This is a genomic window from Nocardia sp. NPDC004278 (assembly GCF_053602975.1).
Genome location: NZ_JBSGEQ010000015.1, coordinates 114,563 through 131,849, shown reverse-complemented (window position 1 = coordinate 131,849; position 17,287 = coordinate 114,563). Strand labels below are relative to the sequence as shown.

Annotated in this window: 16 protein-coding genes; 8 read left to right on the top strand and 8 right to left on the bottom strand. The window is 66.6% G+C overall.

Going from position 1 to position 17,287, the window contains the following annotated elements; genetic code table 11:
- Positions 1-25 precede the first annotated feature (25 nt).
- Positions 26-1,372 (bottom strand): CoA transferase, encoded by a 1,347-nt coding sequence (locus ACWEO2_RS23425; protein ID WP_452407255.1) that lies wholly within the window; start codon positions 1,370-1,372, stop codon positions 26-28.
- A 44-nt stretch (positions 1,373-1,416) separates the two neighbouring features.
- Between ACWEO2_RS23425 and ACWEO2_RS23420 the strand changes: the two genes are divergently transcribed.
- Entirely contained in the window at positions 1,417-2,322 is a 906-nt protein-coding gene (locus tag ACWEO2_RS23420) for a dienelactone hydrolase family protein (RefSeq protein WP_452407254.1), read from the top strand.
- A gap of 73 nt (positions 2,323-2,395) precedes the next feature.
- Entirely contained in the window at positions 2,396-3,154 is a 759-nt protein-coding gene (locus ACWEO2_RS23415) for a thioesterase II family protein (protein ID WP_452407253.1), read from the top strand.
- Here ACWEO2_RS23415 and ACWEO2_RS23410 read toward each other — a convergent pair.
- The 4 genes from ACWEO2_RS23410 to ACWEO2_RS23395 form a co-directional block, all read right to left on the bottom strand.
- Entirely contained in the window at positions 3,094-3,483 is a 390-nt protein-coding gene (locus ACWEO2_RS23410; protein WP_452407252.1) for a DUF2784 domain-containing protein, read from the bottom strand. The genes ACWEO2_RS23415 and ACWEO2_RS23410 overlap by 61 nt on opposite strands.
- A gap of 78 nt (positions 3,484-3,561) precedes the next feature.
- Positions 3,562-5,031, bottom strand: coding sequence for an SDR family NAD(P)-dependent oxidoreductase (locus ACWEO2_RS23405; protein WP_452407251.1), 1,470 nt, complete (start codon positions 5,029-5,031; stop codon positions 3,562-3,564).
- Positions 5,032-5,136: 105 nt separating this feature from the next.
- Complete coding sequence (locus ACWEO2_RS23400) at positions 5,137-6,375, bottom strand: hypothetical protein (protein ID WP_452407250.1); 1,239 nt, start codon at positions 6,373-6,375, stop codon at positions 5,137-5,139.
- A 112-nt stretch (positions 6,376-6,487) separates the two neighbouring features.
- Positions 6,488-7,426, bottom strand: a complete 939-nt coding sequence (locus ACWEO2_RS23395) for an alpha/beta fold hydrolase (protein WP_452407249.1) — start codon at positions 7,424-7,426, stop codon at positions 6,488-6,490.
- 196 nt (positions 7,427-7,622) lie between these two features.
- Between ACWEO2_RS23395 and ACWEO2_RS23390 the strand changes: the two genes are divergently transcribed.
- From ACWEO2_RS23390 to ACWEO2_RS23380, 3 genes are all read left to right on the top strand, one after another.
- Positions 7,623-8,318 (top strand): TetR/AcrR family transcriptional regulator, encoded by a 696-nt coding sequence (locus ACWEO2_RS23390; RefSeq protein ID WP_452407248.1) that lies wholly within the window; start codon positions 7,623-7,625, stop codon positions 8,316-8,318.
- Between the two features lie 133 nt (positions 8,319-8,451).
- Complete coding sequence (locus tag ACWEO2_RS23385) at positions 8,452-9,597, top strand: acyl-CoA dehydrogenase family protein (RefSeq protein WP_355186124.1); 1,146 nt, start codon at positions 8,452-8,454, stop codon at positions 9,595-9,597.
- A 19-nt stretch (positions 9,598-9,616) separates the two neighbouring features.
- Positions 9,617-10,252 carry a TetR/AcrR family transcriptional regulator gene (locus ACWEO2_RS23380; protein ID WP_354956929.1) on the top strand — a complete coding sequence of 212 codons (636 nt, stop codon included), beginning with the start codon at positions 9,617-9,619 and terminating at the stop codon, positions 10,250-10,252.
- 55 nt (positions 10,253-10,307) lie between these two features.
- Here ACWEO2_RS23380 and ACWEO2_RS23375 read toward each other — a convergent pair whose 3' ends face one another.
- Positions 10,308-10,682: a hypothetical protein gene (locus ACWEO2_RS23375; protein WP_452407247.1), complete on the bottom strand. Its 375-nt coding sequence runs from the start codon at positions 10,680-10,682 to the stop codon at positions 10,308-10,310.
- 311 nt (positions 10,683-10,993) lie between these two features.
- Here ACWEO2_RS23375 and ACWEO2_RS23370 point away from each other — a divergent pair, with 311 nt between their 5' ends.
- Positions 10,994-11,746 (top strand): hypothetical protein, encoded by a 753-nt coding sequence (locus ACWEO2_RS23370; protein WP_452407246.1) that lies wholly within the window; start codon positions 10,994-10,996, stop codon positions 11,744-11,746.
- Between the two features lie 11 nt (positions 11,747-11,757).
- On the opposite strand, the gene ligD is transcribed toward ACWEO2_RS23370, so the two are convergent.
- Together ligD and ACWEO2_RS23360 are read right to left on the bottom strand one after the other, a co-directional pair.
- Positions 11,758-12,768: a non-homologous end-joining DNA ligase gene (ligD, locus tag ACWEO2_RS23365; RefSeq protein WP_452407245.1), complete on the bottom strand. Its 1,011-nt coding sequence runs from the start codon at positions 12,766-12,768 to the stop codon at positions 11,758-11,760.
- Complete coding sequence (locus ACWEO2_RS23360) at positions 12,768-13,853, bottom strand: ATP-dependent DNA ligase (RefSeq protein WP_452407244.1); 1,086 nt, start codon at positions 13,851-13,853, stop codon at positions 12,768-12,770. Before ACWEO2_RS23360 ends, ligD begins: the two co-directional genes overlap by 1 nt.
- A 393-nt stretch (positions 13,854-14,246) precedes the next feature.
- Between ACWEO2_RS23360 and ACWEO2_RS23355 the strand changes: the two genes are divergently transcribed.
- The gene (locus ACWEO2_RS23355; protein WP_452407243.1) at positions 14,247-15,707 is read left to right on the top strand and encodes an MFS transporter; all 1,461 of its coding nucleotides are present in this window, start codon (positions 14,247-14,249) and stop codon (positions 15,705-15,707) included.
- The gene (locus ACWEO2_RS23350; protein ID WP_452407242.1) at positions 15,704-17,266 is read left to right on the top strand and encodes an FGGY-family carbohydrate kinase; all 1,563 of its coding nucleotides are present in this window, start codon (positions 15,704-15,706) and stop codon (positions 17,264-17,266) included. The genes ACWEO2_RS23355 and ACWEO2_RS23350 overlap by 4 nt, the downstream gene beginning before the upstream one ends.
- The last annotated feature ends 21 nt before the right edge of the window (positions 17,267-17,287 follow it).

Genomic DNA, 17,287 nt, shown 5'->3' with positions numbered 1-17,287 from the left:
GGCCCGGAGCAGGTCCGCGCAGGTGCTACCGCGTTGGCAAGGGCCAAGCGGGTCGGTCCGCACCGTAGCGCGGTGCGGGCCAGGCGTAGTCCGGATATTCGGCGAGCACCGGCGCCGCGGTGGTGATATTGCCGTGCGTGACCGCCGCCATCGGATTCGGCGCCGCGGCCTGCGGATGCCGTGGGGTGCGGCCGGAGGCGTCGAGGAGCCAGGAAGCGGTGCGCGCCAACGCGACTCGGACGTCGCGTCCGATGCCATCATGGGCGCGGGCGACGAGCGCATCGATCACACCGGCGGCGAGCAGATAGCCGGAGGCGTGGTCGAGTGCCTGCGCGGGCAGCGCCCCGGGCACCGCGGGTGCGCCTTCGATGATCGAGATACCGGCTGCGGCCTGCACAATGCTGTCGAAACCGCGGCGTTGACCCCAGGGACCGGATTCGCCCCACGCCGATATCCGCCCGTGCACCAGGCCGGGACGATGGGCGGCGGTCAGCCCGGCGTGTTCCAGCGCGCCGGGCCGATATCCGGTGATCAGCACATCGGCGGCGGCGAGCAGATCATTGACCACCGGCAGCTGCGCATGCAGATCGAGCAGCGTCGAGCGTTTCCCCTGGCAGGTGTCGTCGTACTGCCAGGGGATTTCGGGTAGTCGCGGCGGGTCGATCCGCAGCACATCGGCACCGAGCAGCGCCAGTGTTCTGGTCGCCACCGGTCCGGCGATGACGCGGGTCAGATCGAGCACCCGGACGCCACGCAATGGCTGCAACGGCGATGCGCCGACCGGCAAGCCGATCTCGCCACGATCGATCCGGGTGTCGATCGCCACCAGCGGACCCGATGCGGCGGCCTGCCCCTGTGGACTGGCCGCCCACTCCGCTTCGGTGCGCACCTGTACCGCGATCGCGCCGTGCGCGGCGGCGAGTTCCTCCAGATCGCTGGCGCGGCTCATCGCCATCTGCGCGACCGCCAGATCGACGGGCGCGTCATCGGGGAGTCCGAGCGCGGCGAGCAGTCGCGCGCGATGATGCGGGTAGTTGGCGTGGGTGCGGACCCAGCCGTCGAAGGTCGGGAAGAATCCGGATAGGTCGGCAAATGCCGACGCGGGCGCACCGCCCATGCGCAGCAGCCGCTCACTGGAGAAGGCGGCGGTGATCCGGACCGGATCGAGCCGGTGCGCCACCGGATTCAGGTGGTGTGCGTCGCGTATGCGGTTGGCCGCCGCCGTCACCGCGGCCACCGACCCGGCGGCCAGCGTCCAAACCGGCAGCGTCGCAGCCAAACAGCCGCCCGGATCGGCGGATGGGGTGGTGTCGGAGGCCGGGACACCGATTCCGGCTTCGTAGTCACGGACCAGCTGTTCGTGCGCAATCACCAGACCGAGAGTAGCTGTTGTGCGGCAGTAGTAGGGTCGGGGCCATGACGCCGCTGCAGCGTTACATAGCCGAAGAGATTGCCACCGATCACGCCGACGGATTGATCGGCCGCCGCGAAGCACTGCGCCGACTGGGAATGCTCGGGGTCGGCGCCACCGCGGCGTCCGCCCTGCTCGCCGCCTGCTCGAGCAGTGGTGATCAGGTGAACTCCGCGTCGACGGGCTCGACACCCGCGGCGTCGGTGGCCCCGCCGGGGGTGAACGGCGCGGTCGCGGTCACCGCGATCACCTTTCCCGGCCCCGGCGGTCGTCAGCTACAGGCTGCGTGGGCGGCCGCCGCGCAGCCGCGCGGAAGTGTGCTGGTCATCCATGAGAACAAGGGACTCACCGACCATATCCGTTCGGTGACAGGACGTTTCGCGGGTGCCGGATACTCGGCATTGGCCGTGGACCTGCTCTCCGAGCTGGGCGGCACCGCTGCCTTCAAAGATCCGGCGGCGGCCACCGCCGAACTCGGCAAGATCGCGCCGGAGCAGTTCACCGCCGATCTGCAGGCCGGAATCGCCGAACTGGAGCGCCGGGTGCCCGGAAAGAAGGTCGGCGCCACCGGGTTTTGCTTCGGCGGCGGTCTGGTCTGGCTGCTACTGGCCGCGGGCACCCCGACACTTGCCGCGGCGACTCCGTTTTACGGCCCCTTCCCGGAGAATGGGGACCTGACCGGCTCGAAGGCTGCGGTGCTCGGCATCTACGCCGCCAAGGACGAACGGGTGATCGCCTCGCGACCCACCGCGGAAGCGGCACTCGACCGCGCTGGCCTCACCCACGAGATCTACGTCGCCCCGAACGCGGACCACGCCTTCTTCAACGACACCGGCCCCCGCTACAACCCGACCGCCGCGGCCGAGGCCTGGCGACGGGTCCTGGATTGGTACGGAACATATCTCGGCTGAAACATCGCGGTTGGCAGACCGATATCGCGGTCGGGGAAATGTGAGGAATCTTTCAACGGAGAAGGAGATCGACGTGGGCAGAGCCATGGTCGCGACGGACTGGCTGCGGGTGCTGCGAGCGCATCCCGCGCCGCGCCACCAACTGCTGTGCCTCCCGCCGGGCGGTGGTTCGGTTACCGCATATCGCGCACTGGCCGAACGGCTCGACGACGGCGTTGCCGTCGTGGCCGTACAGTACCCGGGTCGGCAGGACCGGCTCGGTGAGCCCGCCATTGACGATCTGGACACCCTCGTCGACCGGATCGTGGAGGAGGTGCTGAATCAGGGCCCGGTGCAGCAACTTTCGCTGTTCGGTCACAGCATGGGCGCGACCGTTGCCTTCGAAGCCGCGCGCCGCCTCGAGCGCAAGGGACAACCGTTGACGACGCTGTTCGTATCCGGCCGCCCCGCCCCGACTTTCATCGAGCGGGGTCGACTGTACCTCGGCTCGAATGACGATCTGATCGGCGATCTGGAGCGCCTGGCAACCGATCCGGCGTCGGTCCGGATCCTGCGCGAGGAACCGAGCCTGGCGGAACTGGTGCTACCCGCTGTGCGCAGCGACTACCAGGCCATCGAGACCTACCGCTACCGCGAGGGCGCCCCACTATCCTGCGATGTCTCGGCCCTGGTCAGTACCGACGATCCGACCATGACACCAGAGCAGGCCCAGGACTGGCGCGAGCACACCCGCGGCTCCTTCGCGCACAACGTCTTCCCCGGCGGACACTTCTACTTGGACGACAAGGTCTCCGAGGTCGCCGACCTCATCGCCCGCACCCTCCAGACGTAGCCGACCCAGGACGCCACCACGCACACCGCGACCAACCCGCGCACCAACCCCAACGCGCTTTCCGGATAGATCACCCCGGTCAGATAGTGGTCGATGAACCCGCTCGGCGGCAGCCCGGCCACACCGGCCCGATGCCGCGCCCAATTCTCCAAATTCGTGAGCGGACAGACGAATCCGAACAGAACCGTGCTGAACCCCCACCCGAACGCGAGCAGATGCAGCCAGATGGTGCGGGGCCAGCGCCACGCCATGAACCCACCGACCACCACATACGCCACGAACACGAAATGCACCGCGGCGGTGGCATCGGCCAGCAGCCGATAAAGCATATGCCCAGCGTAGTCCCGTAATCCGTGCGATATGACGGCTCGAGTGTCCGCTGGGTCGATCGTCTGCCGAGGATCGGATCACCAGGGCGAGGGTTGATAGTCCTTGAGGAAGCAGCCGTACAGATCGTTGCCGGTCTCGCCCTGGACGATCGGGTCGTAGACGCGGGCCGCGCCGTCGACCAGGTCGAGGGGAGCATGGAAGCCCTCTTCGGCGAGGCGGATCTTGGTGTAGTGCGGGCGTTCGTCGGTGATCCAGCCGGTGTCCACGGCGGTCATGAGGATGGCGTCCTCTTCGAACATCTCCAGGGCGCTGGTGCGGGTCAGCATATTCAGCGCGGCCTTGGCCATATTGGTGTGCGGGTGGCCCGCACCCTTGTACGCGCGGGAGAACTGGCCCTCCATGGCCGAGACGTTCACCACATACTTGCGGCGGGCCGCGGCGGCCGCCATGACCGGGCGCAGCCGGGAGACCAGGATGAACGGTGCCACCGAATTGCACAGCTGGACCTCGAGCAGTTCGGTCGGATTCACCTCGCCGACGGTCTGCACCCAGCTGTTGGTATGCGCCAGATCCGGCACCAGACCACCGGCGTCGATCGCGATGCCGCGCGAAATGCGTTCCGGCGTGGCCGATCCCGCGACCAGCGCCAGTTCGGCGACATCGGCGGAGGACAGCGTCGGCGTCAGGGAGGCGGTGAGAGCGGTGGGGTGCGCCTGCATGGTCTTGCCGAAGGTGACCACATCCGGCAGCGCGCCAGCGGGCAGCGGACCGGATTCGGCATCGACCAGTGCGCTGTAGGCGCCGGGGGAGCGGCGCACGGTCTGGGCGGCATTGTTGATCAGAATGTCCAGCGGCCCCTGTGCCGCGACATCGTCGGCGAGCGCGACGACCTGGGCCGGATCCCGGAGATCGATGCCGACGATGCGCAGCCGGTGCAGCCAGTCGGCGCTGTCGTCCATGGCGGCGAAGCGGCGGATGGCGTCATTGGGGAAACGGGTGGTGATGGTGGTGTGCGCACCGTCGCGCAGTAGCCGCAGCGCGATGTACATGCCGATCTTGGCGCGACCGCCGGTCAGCAGGGCGCGTCGCCCGGTGAGATCGGTACGGGCGTCCCGTTTTGCATGGCTGCTCGCCGCGCAGTCCGGGCACAGCTGGTGGTAAAACGCGTCGACCCGGGTGTAGCGCTGTTTGCAGATATAGCAGGGCCGCGGCCGGATGAGGGTGCCCGCGCTCGCGCCCGCCGCATTCGAGGTCAGCGGAATGCCCGCGGTCTCGTCATCGATCCGGTTCGGGGAGCCGGTCGCCGTCGCGGCGACCACCGCGCGGTCCGCCTCGGCGACCGCATCCCTGGCCTCGGTCCGGCGGCGCTGCTTGAGCTTCTTGAACATATGGCCGACGGCGCGTTGCACCGCGATCGAATCCGGATCGTCCTTGTCCAACTGCCCGGCCTGTTCCAGCACCCGCAGGCAGATCGCCAGCTCATCGGGGGCGATGGCAGTGCCGCTCGGCGCTGGTTGGGTAGACGTCGACGCGGTGTACTCGGCCATCGGAATGCGGATTTGTCCTTCGTGAACATGGGGGTTGACCCACTCATTGTCGCATTCGCGGTTTCGACCGGTCGGCACGGCGGTCCCGCACCGACCGGACGCCAGCTATTTGCGCAGCTTGCTCATTGTCGAGTTCGCCGTCTTCTTCAGCAGTTCGGTGGCCTCGGCGGTACTGAGGATCTTGCCCGAGGACCTCGAAGTGCTCGACGAATACTGCGACCAGCTGATGTGGTAGGTGGTCCAGCCGTCGCGCACGGCCACGGAGACATCGGCGGTCGGATCGTCGGACTTGTGCTTGCCAGTGATCACATACGCCTCGTCGCCGAGCCCGGAGACCTTCTCGACCTTCGAGTCCTTGCCGTATTCGCTCTGCGTCCAGGTCTCGTACGATGCGGTGAATTCCGGCCCCGGGTTGGACTGCTTGTGCACTTGCGCGCTGGTATAGATCGCGGCGTAGTCGTATTTCTCACTCGATCCGGACGGGGCGAAGCGAACATCGCAGCCCATTGAATCGACCGCCGCGTGCTTGGAGCCGTCGTGCTTCGGGTAGGTCTCGCCCGAGGAATCGGACTTCGACAGGGTGAAGCCAGCGCTGGTGTACGGCGAGGTGTCGGTGATATCGCAGAGATTCTCGATGTACTTGTAGCCGCGCAGGTCGGCGTCCTTGCTGATATCGGCCTTGCCCGCGTCGAAGGCGCCGATCGCGAACATGGCGACCGCCCAGACCGCGGAGGTGAGCACGATCGCGCCGAGCGCCCAAAGCCAGCCTTTACCACCGGATTTGGGTGGCTGTGGGTATCCGGGCGCCTGCTGGGGGAATCCCGGCGCGGGCTGGAATCCGGCGCCGGGCTGTTGGAATCCCGGTGCGCTCTGCTGGAATCCGGGAGCGGGCTGCTCGAATCCTGGTGCCCCCTGCGGGAATCCGGGAGCGGGCTGCTCGAATCCTGGTGCCCCCTGCGGGAATCCGGGCGTCGGCTGCTGGAAACCCGGTGCGGCCTGCGGGAATCCGGGCGTGCTCGGCGCCTGCTGGAATCCCGGCTGCGGATATCCGGGTGTGGACTGGTGATATCCCGGCTGCTGATAGCCCGTGCCCGATTGATATCCGGCGGGCGCGGCCCCTGGCTGGTCGAACGGCTGCCGCAGCAGTGTCGGATCAGCGGGCTGCTGCTCGGCGGGGCCGGCCTGTTGCCCCGCCGCCGGAGCCACGGGCTGCGGTGGCACTTGCAAACCGGGCTGCCCGACCATCGTCGGATCCGATTGTGAATACTGCGGCGCCTGCGGTGGCTGCTCCTGCGCCCACCAGGCGTCGTTGGGCTGATTCTGCTGTTCCCCCGGTCCGGTCATGCGCGCAAAGTACCATCTCGTTCATTTGCCCGGCGATCCAGACCGACCGCCACTGGTGGGTGTGCTGGCTGCGTCGAGCATGAAGATTGCGCTCCGCTCATGGATTTCGGTGTCACTGGTGCGGAATGCTGGTATTCGCGGCGCGCAGATCCTCGACGAAGTTGGCGATGGCCTCGGCCACGAGCAGCGGTTCGGTCACCGGCAGCCAGTGATCGGCCGGAATCGGGCAGCGCCACAGCCGGTCCACCCAGCGCGCACTGCCGTAGTAGAGGAACGGTGGCACGAGTACATCGGTGGTGTCGACGACCAGTTGCACCGGCACCGCGGTGGTGCGCTCGCGCGGCCACAGCAAACGGTGTGCGAGATTGGCCGCGGCGATCCACGCGCCCGCCGCCAGATCCGCGCGCCAGGTCGGGGCGAGGGGCGCGTACGCGCGGGCGATGCCGCCGAGCTGGTCGATCAACCAGGTGCGCACCCGGGGCGGATAGGCGATCCGCTGCGCCGCGGTCCGGGCCGATCCGGCCCCGTGTCGCCGGAACTTCGGGTCGGCGATCAGTCGCAGCGCGCGACCCGGCTGCGCCGCCAACTCGCGCAGTGTCAGGCCGACGTGATCGAGATTCGGACCGGCGACCGCGGTGAACGAGGCAATGCGGGTATTGGCGCGCGGATCGCAGACCGCCTCCCAGGCCTGCACCGCACCCCAGCCGTGTCCGCAGACGTGCACCGCCCGCTTCGGGCTGACCACATCGATCAGCGCGAAGAAGTCCTCGGCCAGCGATTCGAGTCGATAGTCCTGCGGCGCACCGGGTTTCGCCGATCGACCGTGCCCGCGCACGTCATAGGCGATGACCCGGAATCCGTCGGCGAGCAGCGCCGCCACCGCCGACCACACCAGGTGTGTGTCGGACAGGCCGTGCACCAGTACCAGAGGTTCGGCGTCGACCGCGCCCCATTCGAAGACGGCAAGTGCACCGTGTGCCCCGTCCACGGTCGACTGTCGGTGTGGCTGCCGGGCGCCGGTCGGGTCGGCTGAGTCGAGCTGTTCGGTCATCTTGTTGCCTCGATCGATGCGCTGGATGCTGCCTGTGTACCGCCGGTACGTGACCCGATACTGACAGTACGAATGCACCTGAAGCAATGGGTCGAAACCTGCGTCGACTATGAAGTCGGTCACCCATACCGCGCTGTCGACCAGGGATTTGCGCGGCACAAAAGTGCGTACCGCCGGTACGTGTATGCTCCGGACCATGGCCCGTCCGGATAGATCCGTGCCGCGGACGATCACCCGCGAGGAGATCGTCGACGCGGCCATTCGGGTGATCGATCGCGACGGCCCGCACCCGAGCATGGACGACATCGCCCGCGAGGCCAGGATTACCAAGCCGCGCCTGTACCGCCAGTTCGCCGATAAGGCCGACCTCTACACCGAGATCGGCAACCGGATGGCGAAATCGGCTGGAGCCGCCGCGGGAAATGATCTGACACTGATGCTGCAACCGCCGCGGGTCGCGCTGCGTCGCGTGCTCAGCGGCTATGCCGACAGTATCCTCCAGCACCCCAACGTCTTTCGGTTTCTGGGCCAGGCGCATGTCACCCAGCATGCGGACGGTTCGGTACTGCAATTCGATCTCGGTCGCGCGGCCGCGGGCCGATTCGCCGGGCAGGCGCGCAAAGTCGCCGAGTCCATCCCGATCGATGCCGCCGGCATCGACTATCTCGCTCGCGCGGTCGTCGGTGTCGTCGTCGCGGTCACCGACCTGTGGCTCGGCGAAGCCGATTCCGAGCGTCCCGGCGGTACGGCCGAATTCGTCGAGCAGGCCTCCGAATTCGTCTGGGGCCTGATCGACGGATTCCTACGTCGGCAGGGCATTTCGGCCGATCCCGATACCCCGATCTTCACCTCGCTCGCGGTCGTCAACCAGGCGCAGCGGCCGACCGGCTGATCCGCATTCCATCCTGGTACCCCCGCCCGTACCTGTCGCGTGCCCGCTTTGTTGACATCATGCCAATAGTGCGCGAATCTGATGGCGAGACGCGGGCGAGCAGGCCTGCGCGCATGAGCAAAGGATTTATGCGATGGCACGCGCCGCATGGAGTGACGACGAGGTCGAGGCGGTCCGGGAACTAGCGAGAACCTTCTTCGAGAGGGAGGTCGTCCCGCACGAGGAGAAGTTCGTCGCGCAGGGACATCCCGACCGCGCGCTGTACAACCGGGCTGGTGAACTCGGCCTGCTGTGCACCGCCATCCCGGCCGAATATGGCGGTGGCGGTGGCACTTTCGCGCACGAGGCCGCCATTATCGAGGAACAGGCATTCGCGGGTGACGGCGCGCTCGGCATGCCGGTGCACAGCTCGATCATCGCGCCCTATATCCACCGCTTCGGCACCGCGGACCTCAAGCAGCGGGTGCTGCCCAAGGCTGCGACCGGTGAAATGGTGCTGTCCATCGGCATGACCGAACCGGGCACCGGCTCGGATCTGCAGAACATCAAGACCCGCGCGGTCCGCGAGGGCGATGAATACGTCATCACCGGCTCGAAGATCTTCATTACCAACGGCTGGCTCTGTGATGGCATCATCATCGCCGCCAAGACCGACCCCACCAAGGGCGCGGCGGGCGTATCCCTGATCTTCGCCGAGGTCGGCGACGACACCCCGGGCTTCAAGCGCGGCCGCATCCTCAACAAGATCGGCGGCAAGGCCCAGGACACCGCCGAACTGTTCTTCGACGGCTTGCGCGTGCCCGTCTCGAACCTCCTCGGCGAGGCCGAAGGCCAGGGCTTTTATCAGATGATGCAGCTGCTGGCCCAGGAGCGACTGGTGACCGGCATCATCGCGGTCGCCATGATGGAGCAGGCCGTGCGGCTGACCGTCGACTACACCAAGGGACGTGAGGCCTTCGGCAAGCCGCTGTTCGCGATGCAGAACACGAAATTCGAGATGGCCGAATGCGCGACCATCGCCAAGGTGAGCCGGATCTTCCTGGACGACTGCATCGTGCAGCATCTGCGCGGCGAACTCGATATTCCCACTGCTGCGATGTCGAAGTATTGGCTCACCGATCAACTCGGTATTGTGGTCGATCGCTGCCTGCAACTGTTCGGCGGCTACGGCTACATGACGGAGTATCCGATTTCCCAGCTCTACACCGGTGCCCGCGTACTGCGCATCCTCGCGGGCAGCAACGAGGTGATGAAGGATCTCATTGCCAGGTCACTCTGAGATCGCCGCAGGCGATCGCTTGCGGATCGCTCGAAACAACACCGAGGCGCAGCCGCGCAGACGCAGGCTGGAGCCGGACGAACGCCGCGCGCAGATCCTCGAATGCGCGATCGACATGTTCGGCGAACGGCCGTATGCGGCGGTGTCCACCGCGGAACTCGCACAACGCGCCGGGGTCGCGCGCGGTCTGATCAACCATTACTTCGGCAATAAGCGCGACCTATATCTCGCGGTGGTGCGGCGGATGGTCACGCTGCCGCGCCTCGACGATATGGTCGCGCCGACCGGTACCGATCGTGAGCGCGTCGACGCGAGTGTGCACTGGCTGCTGGATGTGATCTCCGAACACGGCAGCACCTGGGTCAAGGTGACCAGCCATGAGGGGGTCGGCGACGATCCGGAGGTGCAGCACATCCTGGATCAGGCGGATGATGCGGCCGCCGAGCGGATGCTGCTGATGGTCGGGCGCGCGGAATCGGCGCACAGTGCCGAATTGCGGGCCATGGTCCGCGCATTCGGTGGTCTGGTGAAGGTCGCGGGCCGGGAATGGATCACCCGCGGCACGCTCACCCGCGAACAGGTGCACGTCTTACTGGCGGACATGTTGATGACGCTGATGACCGAAACAATGCCGAAGGTGGACGGCGGGCGCTGAGCCGCGATCAGCCTTCGGCATCGGGTGTGGTTTCGAATGACTCCGCGAGCGGTCGCTACTGCCGACTCGTCAACTCGGACTTGGTTTCACCCGCCGAGATCCTGCGCTCGGTGCCGCTGTAGCGCAGCGGCCGCACATGTCCTGGCGCGTGCCCGCGCCGTCCGTACTTCAACTCGATGACTTGCTCCCGGTGATGTTCCACCAGTAACGCGCCGATGCCCGTGATCCACAAACTCGCCGTTGCTATCGCGCCGATCTGCGTCCATCCGGTGAAGCCGTAACCGGCCGCGGTGAGGGTGCACGCCATGGCGACGACACCCAGGGCACAAAGAATGATGCCGGGAACGTTGTAGTCGTCACCGAGTAGATCGCCCGCGTGGGAATGCCACGGCCGGGTTCGGTCTCTGGTCGAATCCGTTTCACCGCGCATGGATCCTCCTGAACTGGAATTCACAGCATGTCGCTCGCCGTGTAACCAGGATCCACCTCATTTCGCCATTCGCGAGTGGTGTTTGCCGGTTTGTTACTCCGGCTGACGGGCGGGCCATGTCGAATCCGACCTCCCGGGTGGGAGTACGGTCCGGTTTGACATGGCGGCATTCGCGATTACGGTTTGATGACGATTGATGGGCCGTTTCGGATGATGCTGCGGCCAATGGCCCCTATCCTTTGTCGGTATCGGGGCGGGTCCGGGCAGTTCGTGGTTCCTGCGCGGTTTGGTGGTGTGGAAGAGGGACCTGAATGGCACGGACGGACAACCGTGAGCGCGAGCGCTGGCCGGAGGCGCAGCCGGAGGAGTACGAGCCGGAGATGGGGCCGGTCGGCCGGTGGCCGGACCCGGACCCCACCGAGCGCTGGCCCGAGACCGAGCCGGCGAACCGGAGCCGCCGGGCCGGTCGGCTACGGGTCGAGGTTCCGCCCATCGTCAATCCGTACGCGGTCGTCGCGTTGGTTGCCGCCCTGCTCGGCCTGTTTCCGGTCGCGATCGTCTTCGGATTCATCGCCTTCAGCCATCCGCGCGGCAAGACGATGGCGGTCTGTGCGCTGCTGCTGGGTGTGATCGAGGTGGTCGGCATCGCGGGATATGTCGTGCTGTCCGGCGGCAACTTCTCCGATGCGCTGTCCGGGGTGGACCGTACTCCTACCGTGTCGAGTGTCGCGCTGCCCTCGACCATCGCCCAGACCGCCGTCCCGCAGCCCACGGTGGCGCCGACCGTGGTCGCGCCCCCGGTCACGACGACCGCCCCGTCGACGGCGACTCCGAAGAAGGGCACGGTGTGCACCGAGCCGGGCCGCATCGGCACCGGTGCGGACGGCTCCACCCTGCTATGCCTGGCCAGCGGCGGTGTCTACCAATGGAACGGTCCGTACACCATCGGGGGCACCGTCGCGGAGGCCGGAACGAAATGCGATGGATCAACGAAGAGTGCCCGCACGGCGGACGGACGCGCACTCACCTGTGAGAGCAAGGTGTGGGTGCTCTGGACCGAATAGCCCTTCGGTAACTAGCCTTCCGGATCGACCTTCTTGGCCCGGCTGGGCTGCACCCGCGGCGGCTCATTGGGCATCTTCGGATATTGCGGCGGCCATGGCGCGTCCATGAGCCCGGAGGCCATATCCCGCTCCGACATTTTCAGCAGCGGCTCGATGGATTGCGTCGGGCGGTCCGCCCACGGGTCACCGAATTCGGCCAGCCGCGCAGGCACCGTGGCGATGGTCAATTCCTCGGGGACGACGGTATCCAGATCGGACCAGGAGATCGGGGTGGACACCTGCGCACCGACCTTCGGCCGCACACACCACGCACCGAAAACCGTTTTGTGCGGGGCATTCTGGTTGAAGTCGATGAAGACGCGGGCGCCGCGCTCCTCCTTCCACCACTGCGCGGTGATCCGGTCCGGATGCCGCCGCTCCAGTTCCCTGGCCAGCGCGACCGCCGCGGCGCGCACCTGATAGCCGTCCCATTTCGGTTCCAGCGCAACGTAAATATGCAGTCCACGCGAGCCGGAGGTTTTGATCCGGGAATCGATGCCGAGTTCGGTGAACAGCTCACGGGTCAGCACCGCGGCGTATTTGAGATCGTCGAAGGTGATGCCGGGGGAGGGATCCAGATCGATGCGCAGTTCATCGGCGATATTCAGATCGCCGATGTGATTGGGCCAGACGTGGAAGCCGAGGCAGCCCTGATTGACCGCCCACAGAATATGTGCGAGATCGTGTGCCACCAGGGCATCGCTGGTGGTGCCATTGGGCGTGGCGACTTCGACCGTGTGCAGCCAATCCGGCGCGGATTTCGGCACCCGCTTCTGAAACCACGACTTACCCGAGGCCCCGTCGGGATACCGCTCGAGCAGTAACGGCCGATCGCGGACCACTTTCAGAAACGGCTCGGCGACGGCCTGGTAGTACCGGACGAGATCGAGTTTCGTCTCACCGCGTTTGGTGAAATAGACCTTGCCGGGATTGCTGATGGCGACGGATCTGCCATCCACCTCGATATCGATCGATTCACCCATCACTGCCCCCGGGCTGCGCTGAAAATGGAACTCAACTCGGCCGGTGCGACCTCGTCGAGCTGGGCGTAGGTACACGATTCAGGGGTGCGGTCGGTGCGGAAGCGAACGAGCCTGCCGCCGTGGCGCAATCGGCCCGACTGCACATGTTCGTAGCGAACCTCGGCGACCAGTTCCGGGCGCAGTGCTTCCCAGGACAGATCCTTGCCGCCGGTCCACCGGCTCACCCCGCCGGGCATCTTGCCGTCGGCCTTGGCCTGCGCCGCCGCATCCGCCCATTCGCGCCACGGGTGGTTCGCCAATGCGTTGTCCCGCAACGGTTTCAGCTCTTCCACCAGTGACTTGCGCTTGGCCGCCGTGAAACTGCTCGCCACCCCGACGTGGTGCAGATTGCCCTCATCGTCGAACAGTCCGAGCAGCAGCGATCCGATGCCTTCGCCATCCTTGTGCCAGCGGAAACCGGCCACCACACAGTCCGCGGTTCGCTCGTGCTTGACCTTGAGCATCACCCGCTTGTCCTGCAGATACGCCAGATCGTCGGCCTTGACCATGACGCCGTCGAATCCGGCGCCCTCGAAGCGGGTGAACCAGTCCTCGGCGATATCGGGATCCTGGGTGATCGGGGTCAGATGCACCCGGGCGAGCTCGGTACCGAGAATGGTCTCGAGCAACCGCCGGCGTTCGACGAACGGTTCGCCGGTCAGATCCTTATCGCCGAGGGCGAGCAGATCGAAGGCGACAAAGCTGGCCGGTGTTTCCTTGGCCAGCTTGTTGACGCGTGAGGCCGCCGGATGCAGCCGGTTCTGCAGGGTATCGAAATCGAGTCCCTGGTCGGTGACCACCACGATTTCCCCGTCCACCACGCATTTATCCGGCAGCGCCGCCTTCAGGAGTTCGGCGACCTCCGGAAAATAGCGGGTCAGTGGCCGGTCATTGCGTGAACCGAGTTCCACCTCATCGCCGTCACGGAACACGACGCAGCGAAAACCATCCCATTTCGGTTCATAACTCAGGCCCGGCTCTCGTGGCACCGAGGGCGCCGTTTTCGCCAGCATCGGCCGCACAGGTGGCATGACCGGTAGGTCCACGCGATCCTCCTCGGTTCGGTCCCCACCTCTATCGACGTCGCCGGCGACGCAGATTCATCGGTGCGGGCTCGAGCTCGATCGTAAGTCGCCGGTCCGACAAGGTCGTGAACTTCGCGGTGCGCCGAGGAAGGTGGCGTCCGATGCGGGCTACCAGCCCCTTCGGACCGCCGAGCCGGGCGAGCATGCGGCGGGGCGGCCGCCGTGTCCGCTGTGCGGGGAGCCGCTGTCGGCGCGTGGGCATAGCATCACCGACCCCTTGCAATCTCTGCCCTCGTGTGATTAACATCCCAGAACCAGGGTAAGAATGGAGACCTCCTGTTGGAGGCTTCAGTCTGCCCTTTTTTGCGGTATAGCCTGCGACAGAGCGGTCTCCCGGCAGAGAGGCCGGGCATCGTGTCCAACAAAGTACTTCGTGGCGTTCACGACGTCGTGTCCTATATCGACGAACAACCTCGGATCGCGGGCCGCGCAGGCGTCATCTGGTGGCTGGCCCTCGGCGGGCTGTTCCTCGATGCGTTCGCCAACTCGGCGCTGAGCGCGGGACTCGGCCCCATGACGCGGGACATGCACCTCGGCGCCACCCAGGTAGCGGTTCTGACGTCATTCGCATCGTGGGTTGCCGTCGCCTTCAATCCTCTCGGTGGCTGGATGGCGGATCGGTCGGGCCGAGTGCGGCCGCTGATCCTGGCGAAGTTCCTGTCGGTCATCGGCGCGGCCTGTTGCGCCTTTGCACCCAGCTTCGAGGTTGTGCTCATAGGGCGGTTCTTCGTCGGCGCCGCCTATGGGATCGACTTCGCGATTGCGATGGCGCTGCTGGCCGAATTCACTCCGGCGCGCTTCAAGAGTCGGTTGAACACGTGGCAGGGCATCTGGTACACCGCGGTCTGCAGCAACCTGATTCTGACGATCGGGTTCTACAATCTCGGTGTCGGCGACGCGATCTGGCGGTACGCGGTCGGCTCGGCGGGTGTGGTGGCGCTGGCGCTGCTGGTTGCGCAGGCGCGGTACATGGTCGAGAGCCCCATGTGGGCGGCCCGTAAGGGTCGCCTGGAACAGGCGGCCGAGTCGATGACCAAGATCTACGGCGAGGAATTCACGGCGGCGCCGGCGCGCGATCGGACCCCGATTCGCAACCGGGCCGATCGGGGATTGGCGAACGTGGCCCTGATATTCCGGGGGATCTACCTGCGCCGCACGATCTTGGCGGGCACCGTGCAGATGGGGCAGTCCATTCAGTATTTTGCCGTCGGATGGTACTTGCCGATTATCGGCCTTGCGCTCTTCGGGCAGAGCTTTACCGTGGCGACCATCGGTGCGCTCGTCTTCAATGTGTTCGGAATTGTCGGCGGTTTCCTGTCCCCGAAGATCGGCGAGCGGCTCGGGTTGCGTCGAGCGTCCGCGCTGGGGTTCGGCGCGGTATTCGTCATGCTGGTGGTCTTGGGTATCTGGCATGCGCATCTTCCGCTGGTGCTCGGCTTCCTCATCCCGTCGTTGTTCATCCTGTTCCACTCAGCAGGCCCCGGGGCCAATGGCAAGACACTGTCCTCACTGTCGTTCCGCTCTGAACTGCGCGCTGGGGCCAACGGAGTGATCGGCGCGATCGGAAGCGCCAGCGCCGCACTCGGACTGCTGATCTTCCCGATCCTGCGGTCGCACCTGGGGCTCGGACCGACGTTCCTGATCCTCTCCGTGGCTCCGCTGCTCGCGTGCATCGTGTGCTGCGTGATCACGTGGGATCCGACCCGAGCCGCAGTCAGCCCTGACGAAGAGCAGGATGCACCCAGGTTCGCCCGATCCGAGGACTACGAGCCGGGCGCCGACGGCGCGGCCGTGCAGAACGGGGTTCGAGTATGAGTTCGACCGCCATTCTCGCAATCGACGAGGGGACGACGGGAACCCGCGCGGCCTGGGTCACCGCCGACGGTATCGTGCACGATCTGGAATACCGTCGGCTCGCGGTATCGACACCGCGATTCGGTGTGGTCGAACAGGACGCCGGCGAGATTCTGGAAAAGACATTCGAGGTGTGCAGAGCTGCGGCCGCCCGCGCAGCGGCGGCCGGTGTGAGTATCGCAGCGGTGGCGCTGGCCACTCAGCGGGCGACGGCGGTGCTGTGGGACACCGCTACCGGGCGCGCTCTGGCTCCCGCGATGGTCTGGCAGGACTGCCGACACGCGGACGAACTCGCGGCACTTGGCCCGGAGTGGGACCGCGCGTTGATGGCCGAGGTGGGCCGCCCGACCGGCGTGCGGTCGCCCTACCTGTGGGCCGCGCACAAGGTGCGCGAAGACCCTGGGGTGGCACAAGCCCATCGGGCGGGTCGGCTCGGATTCGGAACCATCGAGACCTGGCTGCTGTGGAATCTCGCGGTCGAGCGCACCTACGCGGCCACCGCCACCAATGTCACCTCGGCCGGGGGATACGTGCTGGCCGAGCACGCCTACCACCGGGACTGGATCGCCGCGCTCGGATTCCCGCTCGAGCTCTTGCCGGAGCTGCGGCAGGACGCGGACTTCCTGGGGCACACCGACCCGGCCAAAATCGGGGTCTCGGCCCCCATCCTCGCGGCCATGGGCGACCAGCACGCCGGTGCGATCGGCCTCGGCTGTCTGGAGCAGGGGCAGGCGATGTGCGTGCACGGCACGGGCAGCTTCGTGGACCTGATCACCGGAACCGAGCCGCCCGTCCGGTCCGCTCTCCGTCCCGGGACGCTCACGGTGACCGGGTGGCGCAGAAAACAGGAGACCGTCTATGCGGTCGAGACGTTCACCGCCACCTCGGGGTCCGCCCTCGACTGGGTGTGCAACACGCTGGGCTGGTTCGATTCCGCGCAGTCGATCAGCAAGCTCGCGGCCTCGACCACCACGTCGAATGGGATCGTATTTGTTCCCGCGTTGGCGGGGATTCGGACACCGGTGGTGGAATCACGGGTCAGGGCGTCGCTGACCGGGTTCTCCATGTCGAGCACGCGCGCGGAGGTGGCGTACGCGGTTCTGGAGGGTATCGCGCAATCCGTGGCTGACTCCGCGGAGGCCAACGCGGAGGTCGCGGGGCTCGACGTAACGCACATCGTGGTCGGCGGCGGCTTGTCGTCGAGCGATCCGCTCATCCAGATGCAGGCCGACCTGACCGGGATTGCGATGCGACGCCTGCCGGACTCCGGCGTGGCCAGTCTTCGGGGGGCCGCGTTCATGGCCGGCGCCGACGGACTGCTGTGGAATTCGCTGGCCGAGGCGGCGTCCACGCTCGCCGCCGCGGAGGTCTTCGAACCGAGGGTCGCCGACGACTGTCGACGCAGCCGACGGGCCGCGTGGAAGGCGCGGATAGCCGCAGAACTCGAGCTCGTCGAATCCGGGGGCGCACCGCCGCAATCTGCCAACGACCCTGTCCACAAACAACTTTCGGAGGGATGAACACCATGGTTTCGCTACGCT